10 protein-coding genes are annotated in these 12,912 nt (G+C 53.8%); 5 read left to right on the top strand and 5 right to left on the bottom strand.

Annotated features, from left to right (window positions below; genetic code table 11):
• Positions 1 to 47: 47 nt before the first annotated feature.
• The 4 genes from hslU to argS all read right to left on the bottom strand — a co-directional run bounded on the left by hslU (position 48) and on the right by argS (position 4,462).
• A complete protein-coding gene (gene hslU / locus ACMHXH_RS13545; protein WP_039034832.1) occupies positions 48 to 1,373 on the bottom strand; it encodes an HslU--HslV peptidase ATPase subunit in 1,326 nt (441 codons plus the stop codon).
• A gap of 21 nt (positions 1,374 to 1,394) precedes the next feature.
• The gene (hslV, locus tag ACMHXH_RS13550; protein ID WP_025009255.1) at positions 1,395 to 1,919 is read right to left on the bottom strand and encodes an ATP-dependent protease subunit HslV; all 525 of its coding nucleotides are present in this window, start codon (positions 1,917 to 1,919) and stop codon (positions 1,395 to 1,397) included.
• A gap of 224 nt (positions 1,920 to 2,143) precedes the next feature.
• The gene (locus ACMHXH_RS13555) at positions 2,144 to 2,713 is read right to left on the bottom strand and encodes an SPOR domain-containing protein (protein WP_335912371.1); all 570 of its coding nucleotides are present in this window, start codon (positions 2,711 to 2,713) and stop codon (positions 2,144 to 2,146) included.
• Positions 2,714 to 2,716: 3 nt separating this feature from the next.
• Positions 2,717 to 4,462: an arginine--tRNA ligase gene (argS, locus tag ACMHXH_RS13560; RefSeq protein WP_319619211.1), complete on the bottom strand. Its 1,746-nt coding sequence runs from the start codon at positions 4,460 to 4,462 to the stop codon at positions 2,717 to 2,719.
• A 292-nt stretch (positions 4,463 to 4,754) separates the two neighbouring features.
• Here argS and ACMHXH_RS13565 point away from each other — a divergent pair, with 292 nt between their 5' ends.
• The gene (locus ACMHXH_RS13565; RefSeq protein ID WP_335912372.1) at positions 4,755 to 5,432 is read left to right on the top strand and encodes a DedA family protein; all 678 of its coding nucleotides are present in this window, start codon (positions 4,755 to 4,757) and stop codon (positions 5,430 to 5,432) included.
• A gap of 54 nt (positions 5,433 to 5,486) precedes the next feature.
• Here the strand turns inward: ACMHXH_RS13565 and priA are convergent, their stop codons facing one another.
• Positions 5,487 to 7,682: a primosomal protein N' gene (gene priA, locus ACMHXH_RS13570; RefSeq protein WP_335912373.1), complete on the bottom strand. Its 2,196-nt coding sequence runs from the start codon at positions 7,680 to 7,682 to the stop codon at positions 5,487 to 5,489.
• A 253-nt stretch (positions 7,683 to 7,935) separates the two neighbouring features.
• Between priA and ACMHXH_RS13575 the strand changes: the two genes are divergently transcribed.
• From ACMHXH_RS13575 to ACMHXH_RS13590, 4 genes are all read left to right on the top strand, one after another.
• Complete coding sequence (locus ACMHXH_RS13575; RefSeq protein ID WP_413738172.1) at positions 7,936 to 8,757, top strand: FimV/HubP family polar landmark protein; 822 nt, start codon at positions 7,936 to 7,938, stop codon at positions 8,755 to 8,757.
• A 125-nt stretch (positions 8,758 to 8,882) separates the two neighbouring features.
• A complete protein-coding gene (gene rpmE, locus ACMHXH_RS13580) occupies positions 8,883 to 9,095 on the top strand; it encodes a 50S ribosomal protein L31 (protein ID WP_025009259.1) in 213 nt (70 codons plus the stop codon).
• Between the two features lie 823 nt (positions 9,096 to 9,918).
• Positions 9,919 to 10,881: a DmsE family decaheme c-type cytochrome gene (locus ACMHXH_RS13585; protein WP_082014310.1), complete on the top strand. Its 963-nt coding sequence runs from the start codon at positions 9,919 to 9,921 to the stop codon at positions 10,879 to 10,881.
• 15 nt (positions 10,882 to 10,896) lie between these two features.
• Positions 10,897 to 12,891 carry an MtrB/PioB family decaheme-associated outer membrane protein gene (locus tag ACMHXH_RS13590; protein ID WP_071475517.1) on the top strand — a complete coding sequence of 665 codons (1,995 nt, stop codon included), beginning with the start codon at positions 10,897 to 10,899 and terminating at the stop codon, positions 12,889 to 12,891.
• Positions 12,892 to 12,912 lie beyond the last annotated feature (21 nt).

Here is a 12,912-nt window from a genome sequence, read left to right on the forward strand (position 1 = left end):
CCGCCTTAGTTAAGGCGGCTTTTTTTGTTTTCAGTGTTAAGACCGGCTTACAGAATGAAGCGACTCAGATCTTCATCCTGAACCAGGTTGTCCAGGTGAGCATCGACATATTCGGCATCGATAACAAACTTGCTGCCGGACTTGTCGCTGGCCTCGAAAGAGATGTCTTCCATCAGCCGCTCCATCACAGTGTGCAGCCGACGGGCGCCAATGTTTTCGGTACGCTCGTTGACTTGCCAGGCGGCCTGGGCGATACGGTCGATACCCGACTCGGTAAATTCGATGCTGACTCCTTCGGTGCCCATCAAGGCCACATACTGCTCGGTGAGCGAGGCGTGGGGCTCGGTGAGGATCCGTTTGAAGTCGGAGGCGGTCAGGGCATCCAGCTCGACCCGAATCGGCAGACGGCCCTGCAGTTCGGGGATCAGATCCGATGGCTTGCTCATCTGGAAGGCGCCGGAGGCGATAAACAGAATGTGGTCTGTCTTTACCATGCCGTGCTTGGTGTTGACTGTGCAGCCTTCCACCAGCGGCAAAAGGTCACGCTGTACCCCTTCGCGGGACACATCCGGGCCTGAGGTTTCGCCGCGCTTACAGATTTTGTCTATCTCATCGAGGAACACTATGCCGTGCTGCTCGACCAGCTCAATAGCCTGCTCTTTGAGATCTTCCTGGTTGACCAGCTTGGCGGCTTCCTCTTCGACCAGTTGCTTGTAGGCATCCTTGATCTTGAGTTTCTTGCGCTTGCTCTGTCCCTGACCCATGTTCTGGAACAGGCTCTGCAGCTGGTTGGTCATCTCTTCCATACCGGGAGGCGACATGATTTCGACGCCAATTTGCGGCGCCGAGACATCGATTTCGATCTCTTTGTCGTCCAACTGGCCTTCACGCAGTTTCTTGCGGAACACCTGGCGGGTGTGGGACTTGTCCTCGGTTTCCGGATCCCATTCACTCTTTGGCTTGGGCAGCAGGGCATCGAGAACCCGCTCCTCGGCGGCTTCTTCGGCGAGGGAGCGGCACTTCTTCATCTGCTGCTCGCGGGTCAGTTTGACCGCGGCGTCGGTGAGATCGCGGATGATCTGCTCCACTTCCTTACCCACATAGCCCACTTCGGTGAACTTGGTCGCTTCAACCTTGATGAAAGGCGCATTGGCCAGCTTGGCCAGACGGCGGGCGATCTCTGTCTTACCGACACCGGTTGGGCCTATCATCAGAATATTCTTCGGGGTCACTTCCTGGCGCAAGCCGGCATCCAGCTGCATGCGGCGCCAGCGGTTACGCAGGGCTACTGCGACAGAGCGTTTGGCCTTCTGTTGGCCTATGATGTGCGCGTCCAGTTCGTGGACGATTTCGCGGGGTGTCATTTCAGACATAATACTTCCTCACGCTCGGGATCAGTAATTCAGTTCTTCTATAGTCTTGAACTGGTTGGTAAATACGCAGATATCGCCGGCTATGGTCAGCGACTTCTCGGCAATATCACGGGCACCCAGTTCGGTGTTTTCCAGCAGCGCCAACGCCGCGGCCTGGGCATAGTTGCCACCTGAGCCTATGGCGATAAGATCATGCTCCGGCTGCACCACATCGCCATTACCTGTGATGATCAGTGAGCTTTCATGATCGGCCACCACTAACATGGCTTCGAGTTTCCGTAAGGCTCTGTCACTGCGCCAGTCTTTGGCCAGTTCGACCGCCGACTTCATCAAATGCCCCTGATGCATCTCCAGTTTGGCCTCGAAGCGTTCAAACAGGGTAAAGGCATCGGCGGTGCCACCGGCAAAACCGGCCAATACTTTATTGTGGTACAGGCGGCGTACTTTGCGGGCATTGCCTTTCATCACAGTGTTGCCCAGAGACACTTGGCCGTCACCGGCGACAACAACCTGATTATTACGGCGTACAGATACGATAGTGGTCACGATAGATCCTCTTCTCGGGCGGACGGCGCGTCCGTCATGGGTCAAATCCCCAGGGGCTGCTGCATGAAACGGCCCATTGGGGGCACAGCAAGGCCAACTAATGAGGTGATAGTTTTCTATATGGGGTTGGGGACAGGAATATCAAGTGCCCGGCAGCGGCTTTCGTGCTGAAAAACAAAAAGGCTGCAAATCTTATTGTTTGCAGCCTTTAAATTGAGAGGAGTTTATTCCTCCCAGAACCAGATCATACAGCCGTTGAGACCGGCTCTTTGCAGCACGTGGCGCTGCCGCTCGGCATCGCGCTTGCTGTCATAGGGGCCGAGTACCACCTTGTACCAGACACCACTGGTGCCTTGCACCTTGCGCACCTGGGCTTCAAGCCCCTGGAAGGCGATCACGGCTTTCATCTCGTCGGCCTGGGATTGCACCCGGAAGGAACCGCACTGCATCTGATAAGGGCGAGATGGCTTGTTGCTCTCTTCCGGCAGATCCACTTCTACCTGTTTGTTTTCCAGCTCCTTGAGGTAGGTCCACTCCTCTTTGGGCTTGGGCGGCAAGGCGTTGGGGTCTTTCTTCTGTGGCACCGGCTTAGTCTGTGGCTGAGGCTTAGCCACTTCGGCCTCGGGGGCGCTGCTCTTCAGGCTCCAGAGGAAATAGCCAAAGCCGGCCACCACGGCCACTACCACCACAAGCAACAGCACAGGAAAGCCTTGCCTGGGCTGCGGTTGCTTGCGAGCACCCCGCTTGGCTGGCTTGCGGGGCTTGGGTTTGCTATTGGCGTAATCGCGTCCCATGGATTACATGCGCTCCAGAGTCTCGATACCCAGCAGTGACAGGCCCTGCTTAAGGGTCTTGGCGGTCAACTGAGACAGCAGCAGACGGCTGTGCTTCTGGGTTTCGTTATCGGCCGCCAGCACGGGGCAGGCTTCGTAGAAGCTGGAGAAGGCGCCGGCCAGTTCAAACAGATAACCACAAAGTACATGGGGTTGGCCCTTGTCGACCATACGGGCAAGGATTTCACCGAACTGGGCCAGCTTGTTGCCCAGCTCTTTTTCCTTGTCGTGTTCCAGAGCGATAACGGCATTGCTCAGATCCACATCTTCGGCCCGCTTGAAGATCCCGGCAACCCGGGTATAGGCGTACAGCAGGTATGGCGCTGTGTTGCCTTCAAAGCTCAGCATCTGATCGAAGCTGAAGATATAGTCGCTGGCGCGGTTCTTCGACAGATCGGCGTATTTCACCGAGGCGATGCCGACTACTCGGGCGATTTCGGCCAGGGTGTCTTCGTCCATGTCGGGGTTCTTGCTGCGTACCAGCTCCAGCGCCCTGACATTGGCTTCATCGAGCAGGTCCACCAGTTTCACCACCCCACCGCTGCGGGTCTTGAATGGGCGGCCGTCTTCACCGTTCATGGTGCCAAAGCCCATGTGTTCCAGTGTCATTTCCGGGCGCACAAAACCTGCGGTGCGGGCCAGGCTGAACACTTGCTGGAAGTGCAGCGCCTGGCGCAGATCTACGAAGTAGAGGGCGCGATCGGCATGCAGGGTACCCGAGCGATAGCGCATGGCCGCCAGGTCTGTGGTGGCATAGAGATAGCCGCCATCGGCCTTCTGAATGATCACCGGCAGGGCTTCACCGTCTTTGTTACGGAATTCTTCCTGGAATACTACCTTGGCGCCGTTACTTTCAGACAGCAAGCCTTGGGCATCCAGATCTTTGACCACCTGTTCCAGATCGTCGTTGTAAGCACTTTCACCATGGACATCGGCGCGGGTCAGGCTGACGCCCAGGCGCTGATATACGTCATGGCAGTGGCTCAGAGAGATATCGTTGAACTCACGCCACAGCTTGTTGCAGTACTCGTCACCGGATTGCAGCTCGACTACCAGCTGGCGGGCGCGGGTGGCAAATTCGGCCGACTCGTCGAAACGCAGTTTGGCAGCACGATAGAAGCTTTCCAGATCCGACAACTCCAGGTTGGCGTTTTCGCCATTTTGCGCCCGCAGCTCTTCCATATAGGCCAGCAACATGCCGAACTGGGTACCCCAGTCGCCGACGTGGTTTTGGCGGATCACCTTGTGACCGAGAAACTCCAGCGCCCGCACAACGCTGTCGCCAATGATGGTGGAGCGCAGGTGGCCCACATGCATCTCTTTGGCGAGGTTGGGGGAGGAGTAGTCCACTACCACGGTTTGCGACTTGGGCAGACTCACACCCAGATGCTCGTCGGCCAGTGCCGCCTGCAGCTGTTTGGCCAGGGCATTGTCATCAATAAAGAAGTTGATAAAGCCGGGGCCGGCTATTTCTACCTTGGCCACATGGCTTGACGCAGGCAGGTTGTCGATGATCAGTTGTGCCAGCTCCCGAGGCGGTTTGCCGGCAGCCTTGGTCAGCATCATGGCCAGGTTGGTGGCCAAGTCGCCGTGACTCTTATCCTTGGTTCGGTCTACCTGAATCCTTGGCGCAGTCTCTTCGGGGATCAACCCCTGTTGTTTCAAAGTGGCTACTGTCTGTTCAAGCAAAGATTGGATATGTGATTTCATTGGCGTTTTATCGACACTGACTGATAAAGGTTAAAAGGGGAATAACCGCACATTCTAGCGCTTTCGGCAGTAACATTGCTATCACCAGTATGGTTTTATCAGCAAATTTTGTTGTTGTCTGGGTTTGCGGTTGCCTGTGACCTTTTAAGATCACTGTTATTGATAAAGAGGGATGAATCTTTGTTTAAGAATCACTGATTTTCGTTTTTGGGGAGTATGATGTCGATCCTGTCTTCCCCCCAAGTGCCGATTTTGCTATCGGTATGTGTCGATAGTTTCAATGGAGATATAGATGCTGGACTCCATCACCACAGTGTTACAAGCCATTTGGCAACAGGATTTTACCGCGCTGCATGCTCCGGGTATCGCCCTGAGTATCTATGTGTGCATCTTCAGTTTTATTTTCCTGGAGAGTGCTTTGCTGCCGGCGGCCCCCTTGCCTTGCGACAGTGTGGTCATACTCTCAGGCACCCTGGCGGCCATGGGGATCCTCAACCCTTGGCTGGTGTATCTGTTGCTGTTTGCGGCGGCCGCAGGCGGCAGCTATTTGGCATTTGTTCAGGGGCGGCTGCTCAATCGTCTGCCCAAGGTGCAGGGCTGGGTCTACAAGGTGCCGCCCGACAGCCTAGCGGCAGTGGATAAACTCCTTGCTCGCCATGGGTTGGTGGCACTCTTCTGTGCCCGTTTTCTGCCGCTGGTGCGTTCGCTGTTGCCTTTGGTGATGGGCGTGCGCATGGCCTGTATCAAGAGCTTCTATTTTTTTGCGGCCCTGAGCGCCTTTTTCTGGGTGGGGCTGTTGGTATCACTGGGCTATATGATGCCGTTTCTGCCGGAGCGGATCAGCAAGCTGTTGACCATGGCGCTGATGGCGGCGCCGGTGATTACTCTGGTATTGGTGCTCGGCAGTTGGCTGACCTATAAGCTGCTGCGCAAGCCGCAGGATAGGCAGGGGCCTCACGGTCAATTCTGAGCCGGATTAAAGCCGTTCAAGGGAGTTACAGCAGATCCTGCGGACTCTTATCAATTACAACAGATCCTGCGGATCTCGATCCAGACTCCAGCGGCAGCGCTTGGCCTCGGGCAGCTGTTCGGCCTGGGGCAACAGCTGTTCAAACACCTGTTGCAGCCTGCGTCTGTCCTTGGCCTGGGCCAACAACTGGCGCCGATACTTGCCGGCCTTGCGATCCAGCGGCGCCGGCAGCGGGCCTATCACTTCAAAATCCTTGTCCATGGGTAACATGGCGGCAAAGGCCGCCAGAAAGGCATCAGCATCCTCGGCGCGGTGGGATTCGGCGCGGATCAGCACCATATGCCAGGCCGGGGGCAACAGTGCCTGCTGGCGCTCATTGAGCTGACTGCGGGCAAACTCGCCATAGCCTCTGTGAAGCAGGTCCCTGAGTAAGGGGTTGTCGCTCTGATGGGTCTGCAGCAGCACAGTGCCAGGCTTGTTGGCGCGACCGGCGCGACCTGCTACCTGGGTATAGAGTTGGCCGAATCGCTCTGGAGCTCGAAAATCGGCGCTGAACAGTGCGCCATCCACATCCAGCAGCCCCACCAGGGTGACATCGGGAAAATGATGTCCCTTGGCCAACATCTGGGTGCCTACCAATATCTTGTATTCGCCGCGATGAATAGCGCTTAAGTGCTGTTCCAGCGAGCCTTTACGGCTGGTGGTATCCCGGTCGATTCGCACCACGGGATACTCGGGAAACTCCTTGCTGAGCGCCGCCTCCAATTGCTCCGTGCCTATGCCCTGGCCTTGTAACATGGTGCTGCCGCAGTTGTGGCACTGGCGTGGAATCGCGTATTGGTTGCCGCAGTGGTGGCAGCGAATTTCGCCGAGTGATTGGTGCAGGGTGAAAAATGCATCACAGCGATCGCACTCGTGCAGATGGCCACATTCGTGGCACAGCAGGGCTGGGGCAAAGCCGCGGCGATTGAGAAACAGCAACACCTGGTTACCGGCCTGCAGATGCAGGCGCATCTCGTTCAGCAGCGGTTGCGACATGCCCGCCTGCAGCGGTTGGTTGCGGATATCTATCAGTCCCTGACGCACCTTGAGGGCATTGCCGGCCCGCTCTCCCAATTTTAGATGCTGATAGCGGCCGCTGAGGGCGTTTTGCAGGCTCTCCAGCGACGGCGTCGCGCTGCCCAGCAGCACAGGAACCTGCTCCAGGTGGCCACGCATGACGGCCAGATCCCGGGCGTGATAACCCACGCCTTCCTGCTGTTTGAAACTGCTGTCGTGTTCCTCATCGAGAATGATGATCCCGGGCCAGGCCATGGGAGTGAACAGCGCCGAGCGGGTGCCGATTATGATGGCCGCCTCGCCACTGCGGGCCAGGCGCCAGGCGTCGAGGCGCTGCTTGTCGGTCAGGCCGGAATGGATCACGGCAACCGTGACTTTGAATCTGCGTTTGAACCTGTTAATGGTTTGCGGCGTCAGGCCGATTTCCGGCACCAGGATCAGCGCTTGTTTACCTGCTTTGAGTATGGTTTCCAGTACCGCCAGATAGACTTCTGTCTTGCCTGAGCCTGTGATCCCTTCCAGCAAGCTGCACTGATAGCCGCTCTGGGCATTGAGGCTGGCGACCGCCACGGCTTGCTCCGGGTTGAGCCTGTGAGCTTCTTCCCCCAGTTCAAGCTTTTGCCGCCATTCAAGATTGGCGCTGACTGACCGTTCTCTCTGCTCGGCCCAGCCCTTGTCCAGCAGCCCCTTGATGGCACTCTTGCTCAGCTCCAGCGCGTTGACCTCTTCAGTGGTCAGTTCCCCCAGTTTGAGCTGTTGCAGCAGTTTGCGTTGGGCGGGAGCCCGTTTCAACGACTCCAGCGTGGCCTCCTGGCCCGCACTGGTCAGACACAGATAACTGATTTTCTCCGGCGCGGCATCGGCACCCTTGCGCAGCGCTACCGGTAGGGCCTGGGTCAACATCTGCCCCTGGCTGCAGAAATAGTATCTGGCGGCCCAGAGGGTCAGTTGGTACAGCGCCGGTGGCAGCAATGGCGCGCTGTCCAGCACTTGATATACCGGCTTGAGTTGTTTGGGCTCGAGTTCGCACTCATCACTCAGGCCTGTCACCAGGCCTATGAGTTGCTGGCGGCCAAAGGGCACCCGCACCCGCATCCCCGGCTCGAGTGGCCAGGGACAGGCTTTGGGCATCAGGTAACTGAAGTTCTGCCGCATGGGAACGGGAAGGGCAACTTCGACAAACTGCGGCATAGTCAGAATTTTCGCAAATGATCACGGCACATGTTGCCCGTCAGTTTACTCAGGCTAGAATGAGAGAACCAGCCCCGGAAACAAAAAGCCGCAAAACCGCAGCTTGAATCTGCTGACTTAACGAATCCAAACCAAAGAACTTAAGCCAGAGAACCTAAGCCAGAGAGCCTAAGCCAGAGAATCCAAGCCGGATAGCCTAAACTGGGTAATTTAAAATCAAACAGAGAGGATAGGGATGAGAGCGGGTTTACTGATGCTTGTACTCATGTTGTTAACGTCTGTTACCAGAGCAGAAACCGCCCATGTCAGTATCAATCAAAGAATGTTTGAGCTTGGGCACTTGCCCATGCTCAAGGTCAATGTGGTGGCCGACAGTGAGGATATGACTCGGCTGGAGTTTATTGTCAGGCAGCAAGGTGCGGCGGAAAAACTCATGGTGCAACCCATTAACCGTTACATGGTGTTGCTGCTGGGGATAGATGAAGTGACCGACAAGCAGGCCGAATTACTGGTGCGGGAATACCGAATCAATCGCTGGCATGAACTCAAACGCTTGCCCTTGTTCGATACCTCAGTGCCTGTGGCGCTGCGTTCCAACCGTGCCCGGGTCTTTGGTGAGCAGATGCCGAGTGAGTCACAGCGGGCTGCAGTGCAAGCCACAACAGGAGCAAGCGAAGCTGTGAAATTGTCAGCCGTTCAAGCTCAAAGGGTTCAAGAGGTCGCCGTTCAAGCCGATGCCGAGCCTCAACGTCCTGGTATGTCCTCGGCCTCTCAAGCCGTTGCCGCGCCAGACTCACAGGTGAAGGCGCCGCCAATTGAGAAGCGTGAGCAGGGATGCATGCTGGATTTCGATGGTACGGAAACCCTCTGGCGGGTGGCCAGCCGCTATGCCGAGAACAACCATACCCATGTCTATGGCGCCATGCTGGCTATTTTTGAGGCCAATCCCAAGGCCTTCAGCCGCGGTAATATCCGCAACCTTCGCAGTGATGCCAAGCTGCACTGCCCCAGTAGCCGCTTGCTGCAGTCCTATGAGGATAAAGCCGCGGCCAAAGAAAAGTTCGAGCAGATGTAGTCACCTACTTGTCAGCGCTGGGCAGATACTGTACTATTCTGCGCCCTGAACTTTTGATATTAACCGCATGTGGTGTCCGACTTCGGGTTGGAAGAGCGACATGGCCTTAACTTGAGGTAACCCCAATGAAACCAGGTATCCATCCTGAATACGCAGAAATCACTGCAACTTGTACTTGTGGCAATGTCATCAAAGTAAACTCTACTGCAGGCAAAGCTCTGCACTTGGACGTTTGCGGTGCATGTCACCCTTTCTACACTGGTACTCAGAAAGTTGTTGATACCGGTGGTCGTATCGACAAGTTCAACAAGCGTTTCGGTATGCTGGGCAAGAAGTAATTGCCACTGCAACCAATCGAAAAGGCGTCCATGGGACGCCTTTTTTGTTGCTTCAGGAGTCATGCTGTTGTGACTCAGTTCGGAGGCTTCCTGGTTAATGAGAGTTTGATGTTGAGTAGTGTTTGCCGTCGGGCCTGTTATCTAGAGATGTGAGTGTTACACCCTGGGTTCCAGGGGGAATTGCAGTGAGCCACGCATTGCATCCAGTAGCCGATGCAGGGCACACATGGGACTTGTTCACAGCTTCCTTATGTTCAATATTTACGGGAGTGATACCTCTTATTTGCATGCTTTTTATCCCATCCGACAAGTTAACTCAGAGTGCTGATGGAACTTGTTAAAACCTTTCTTATTCCTAATCCTGAAAATAAAGTTATTTATTAAATAATAAAATACTTATCAATAATTGAAATAATATATGTCCTATATGATTTTCATTCTCATATTCGTTGTTTATGTTTTAATAATACATGTTTTTTGAGTCTTTTTAAATTGTGATTCATATCAATCATGCAATTATTATGCAGCTATTTCGTTGTTACATTCTTTTTCGTTAATTATTTCAATATCTACCCATTTGGTTAACGACTTTGTTTTTTTAATTGTTATTCAAAATGTTATCTTTGGTCAATTTATTGGCTTTTATTGGTTGTAATGTGGTTTTGAGTGATCTGTGTCATATTGTTGTGTTGTTTTATATGTTCATCCCAAATTTGAGATATGGAAATGCAACATTTGATAATTCGAAAAGTGAATGCCTTAGAATTGTGTTTGGGAGAAAACTGTCTCCTTTTTAAGTGAAATAGATAATAAAGGCCGGAGAATGATTAAATCTATCAATAAAGGCTGGAGTTTTTGCCTATATGCGCTAAGCGCTGTCTTATTGTTTTCAACTGCTTTGGTTCAGGCTACCCCTTGGGATAATTTAACTGCAACCGAGCTTGAACAGCAATTAACTGAAAAGTTCAGTGATGGGAAATATTCCCCTAAAGGCGCTGATTCCTGTCTGATGTGCCATAAAAAAGATCCCAAAGTTATGGCGCTGTTTAAAGGAACCCATGGCGGGATGAATAATAGCCGTTTACCTATGGCTGGACTTCAATGTGAAGCTTGTCATGGCCCCATGGGTAAGCATAACCGTGGCGGTAAGGAGCCTATGATAAGCTTCGGCCCGGAGTCCAAACTCTCAGCTGAAAGTCAGAATAGTGTTTGCCTTGATTGTCACCAGAATACGGAACAGATGGCTTGGCACAACAGTTTGCATAATCTGGAGCAGGTAGCCTGCGCCGATTGCCATCAGGTGCATGCCGCCGAAGACCCCATGCTCAATCCTTTGCGGATCAACGAGGCCTGCACCAGCTGCCATACCCGTGCCAAGGCCGATATGAGCAAGCGTTCATCCCATCCGCTCAAGTGGGATCAGATGACCTGTATCGATTGCCACAACCCTCATGGTTCCTTGACCGAAAGTGCACTGAAACAGAGCAGTATCAATACCACTTGCTATGAATGTCATGCCGACAAGCGTGGCCCTGTATTGTGGGAACATGCTCCTGTGGTGGAAAACTGCGCCAACTGCCACAACGCCCACGGCAGTGTGAACGAAGCCTTGTTGAAAGCCCGGGTACCCCAGTTATGTCAACAATGCCATGCCGACGATGGTCATGCCTCAAGAGCTGTATCTCAAAGTGGTATTAACGCTTTTGGCTCCGGCAAGAGTTGTTTGAACTGCCACAGCCAAATCCATGGTTCTAATCATCCAGCCGGCAGTGTGCTGTCCCGTTAAGCAGGAGTGTTGAAGATGAGATTTCCTTTGAATCTGTTGACTGTGGCACTACTGGGTGTTTCAGGAACTGTTGTGGCTGCCGATTTTGGGGTTAGCCGTGCCAATACAGATAAGGTCAATACTGCCGGTTTTCAATGTCGGCAGTGTCAGTTGACGCCAGGCTTGGCCGGTGAGGCTACAGTGAATGCCGGGTACAACGACAGTGATGATATCCACAGCGGTAATGCTTTTGGTGATGATCATGATGGTATCGTCGCCAGTGTCGATGCTGCACTTGGTTACCGCACCGAAAACGGGTATCGCAGCCAACTGCGGGCCCATAATTTGGGTCAGGATAACGGCTTTGTCAGCCTTAAAAGCGGTCGCCCCGGCAAGTACCAGATGACGCTGGATTATCGCAGCTTGACCCGTTATGAGAACGGCAACGTTGGCACCGGACTTTGGCATAACCAGGGTATGCTGCAACCCGATGATACCCTGCGTTACCTGGATCTGGAACTGGAGCGGCAGCAGGCTGGAATAGGCTTTCGCTATGACTTCGGTCAATTGGCCCAAATCGGTGACCTGAGCAGCTATGTTCGCTATGACAGAGAAGAAAAACAGGGCCACCGCAGTGCCAGTTTGATGACTCCAAGGCCGGTCAACTTCGCTTTGCCGGTGGATGAGAGCAACGACAAGTTGCGGGCCGGGTTACAGCTCAGCGGCGACAATTGGTTTACTGAATTGGCGTATCAAGGTAGCCAATACAAGAATGACATCAACAATTTAAGTCTGCCTTATGCCAGTGATATCTACAGCGCCGCACCGGACAATCAGGCCCATCAACTGACATTGAACGGCCAGTACCGGTTGAGCAACACGGTGATCAGCGGCCGGGCAATTGCCGGACGGATGATCCAGGATGAAGGCCTGATCCAGATGACGGGAAATCCGCTGCAAAGCTGGGATGGTCAGGTAGATACCCTGGACGCCAATCTGGCCGTCAGCACCTTGGTCAATAGTCGTTTGCGCCTGGGGGGACAATTGGATTACCGCAAGCGCGACAATGATTCTACTGTTGCCGAATTTGTGCAGCTTGAATTCAACCCAGTCAGTGGCGCTATTCGGCAAAATCCTTTGCTGGATTCTGAACGTCAGGCACTGAAACTCAATGCCAGCTACCGCTTGGCGCCGGGTTACCGACTCCAGACTGGTTACGACTTCAAACAGCTTGATCGCAGCTATGGTGAGCGGGAAGAAACCCGTGACCACAACCTGTGGGCCAAGCTGGGTATGCAGCTTTTTACTCCGCTGAAGCTTGATCTGAAAGCCAGTTTTGGTGAGCGGGATGGCAGCCGCTATGAGGCGGCCGAACTGACCTCCAGCGAAACCCAGAGCCTGCTGCGCAAGTATCACCTGGCTGATCGACGCCGGACCGCAATGGAACTTGGGTTGCAGTACACACCGCTGAGCTGGATGACGTTGGACCTGAACAGTCACTATGCCTTTGATGATTATCAAGAAACAGTCATTGGTCTTACTGAATCCCGCGATTATGGCTATGACCTGAACCTGACAATGCAGTTGAGTAAGCAACTGAGTGTTTACGGTTTCGTTGGCCAGCAGTGGATTGCATCGAAACAGAGTGGCGACCAAAGCGCGACTTGGTATGGCGACATCGATGACAGCTTTATCAACCTTGGGGCAGGTATCGCCTATAGCGGCTTGCTGGACGACCGCCTGACCTTGGGGGCTGACTATCAATTTGCCGATTCCGAGGGGGAAACCTGTATTGGAAGCGCTCAGTACGATGACTATTACAGTTTTAATCATAGTGTTGAGCTATACGGCCGCTACCACTTGAATGATGCCATGGCTCTGAAAGTGTCGTACCGGTACGAGCGTTACTTCGATACCGATGGCAGCGATGTCGGTATTGATGCCGTCACCGGCCTGACTACTTTGGGCGTATTGAATCATAACTATAACGCCCATCAGCTGATGTTCTCTTTCAGCTACCTGTTGCCTTGAGCAAACTTAAATCGTGAGGAT

Origin of the sequence: Shewanella sp. BJSY2023SW001 (genome assembly GCF_047314685.1) — a bacterium.
GTDB classification, from domain to species: domain Bacteria; phylum Pseudomonadota; class Gammaproteobacteria; order Enterobacterales; family Shewanellaceae; genus Shewanella; species Shewanella indica.

What these genes read in the sequence shown, in the direction of transcription:
- ACMHXH_RS13590 (WP_071475517.1), top strand. Translation starts at nt 10,897, where the DNA reads ATGAGATTTCCTTTGAATCTGTTGACTGTGGCACTACTGGGTGTTTCA.
- argS (WP_319619211.1), bottom strand. Translation starts at nt 4,462, where the DNA reads ATGAAATCACATATCCAATCTTTGCTTGAACAGACAGTAGCCACTTTG.
- ACMHXH_RS13565 (WP_335912372.1), top strand. Translation starts at nt 4,755, where the DNA reads ATGCTGGACTCCATCACCACAGTGTTACAAGCCATTTGGCAACAGGAT.
- ACMHXH_RS13555 (WP_335912371.1), bottom strand. Translation starts at nt 2,713, where the DNA reads ATGGGACGCGATTACGCCAATAGCAAACCCAAGCCCCGCAAGCCAGCC.
- ACMHXH_RS13575 (WP_413738172.1), top strand. Translation starts at nt 7,936, where the DNA reads ATGCTTGTACTCATGTTGTTAACGTCTGTTACCAGAGCAGAAACCGCC.
- priA (WP_335912373.1), bottom strand. Translation starts at nt 7,682, where the DNA reads ATGCCGCAGTTTGTCGAAGTTGCCCTTCCCGTTCCCATGCGGCAGAAC.
- hslU (WP_039034832.1), bottom strand. Translation starts at nt 1,373, where the DNA reads ATGTCTGAAATGACACCCCGCGAAATCGTCCACGAACTGGACGCGCAC.
- rpmE (WP_025009259.1), top strand. Translation starts at nt 8,883, where the DNA reads ATGAAACCAGGTATCCATCCTGAATACGCAGAAATCACTGCAACTTGT.
- ACMHXH_RS13585 (WP_082014310.1), top strand. Translation starts at nt 9,919, where the DNA reads ATGATTAAATCTATCAATAAAGGCTGGAGTTTTTGCCTATATGCGCTA.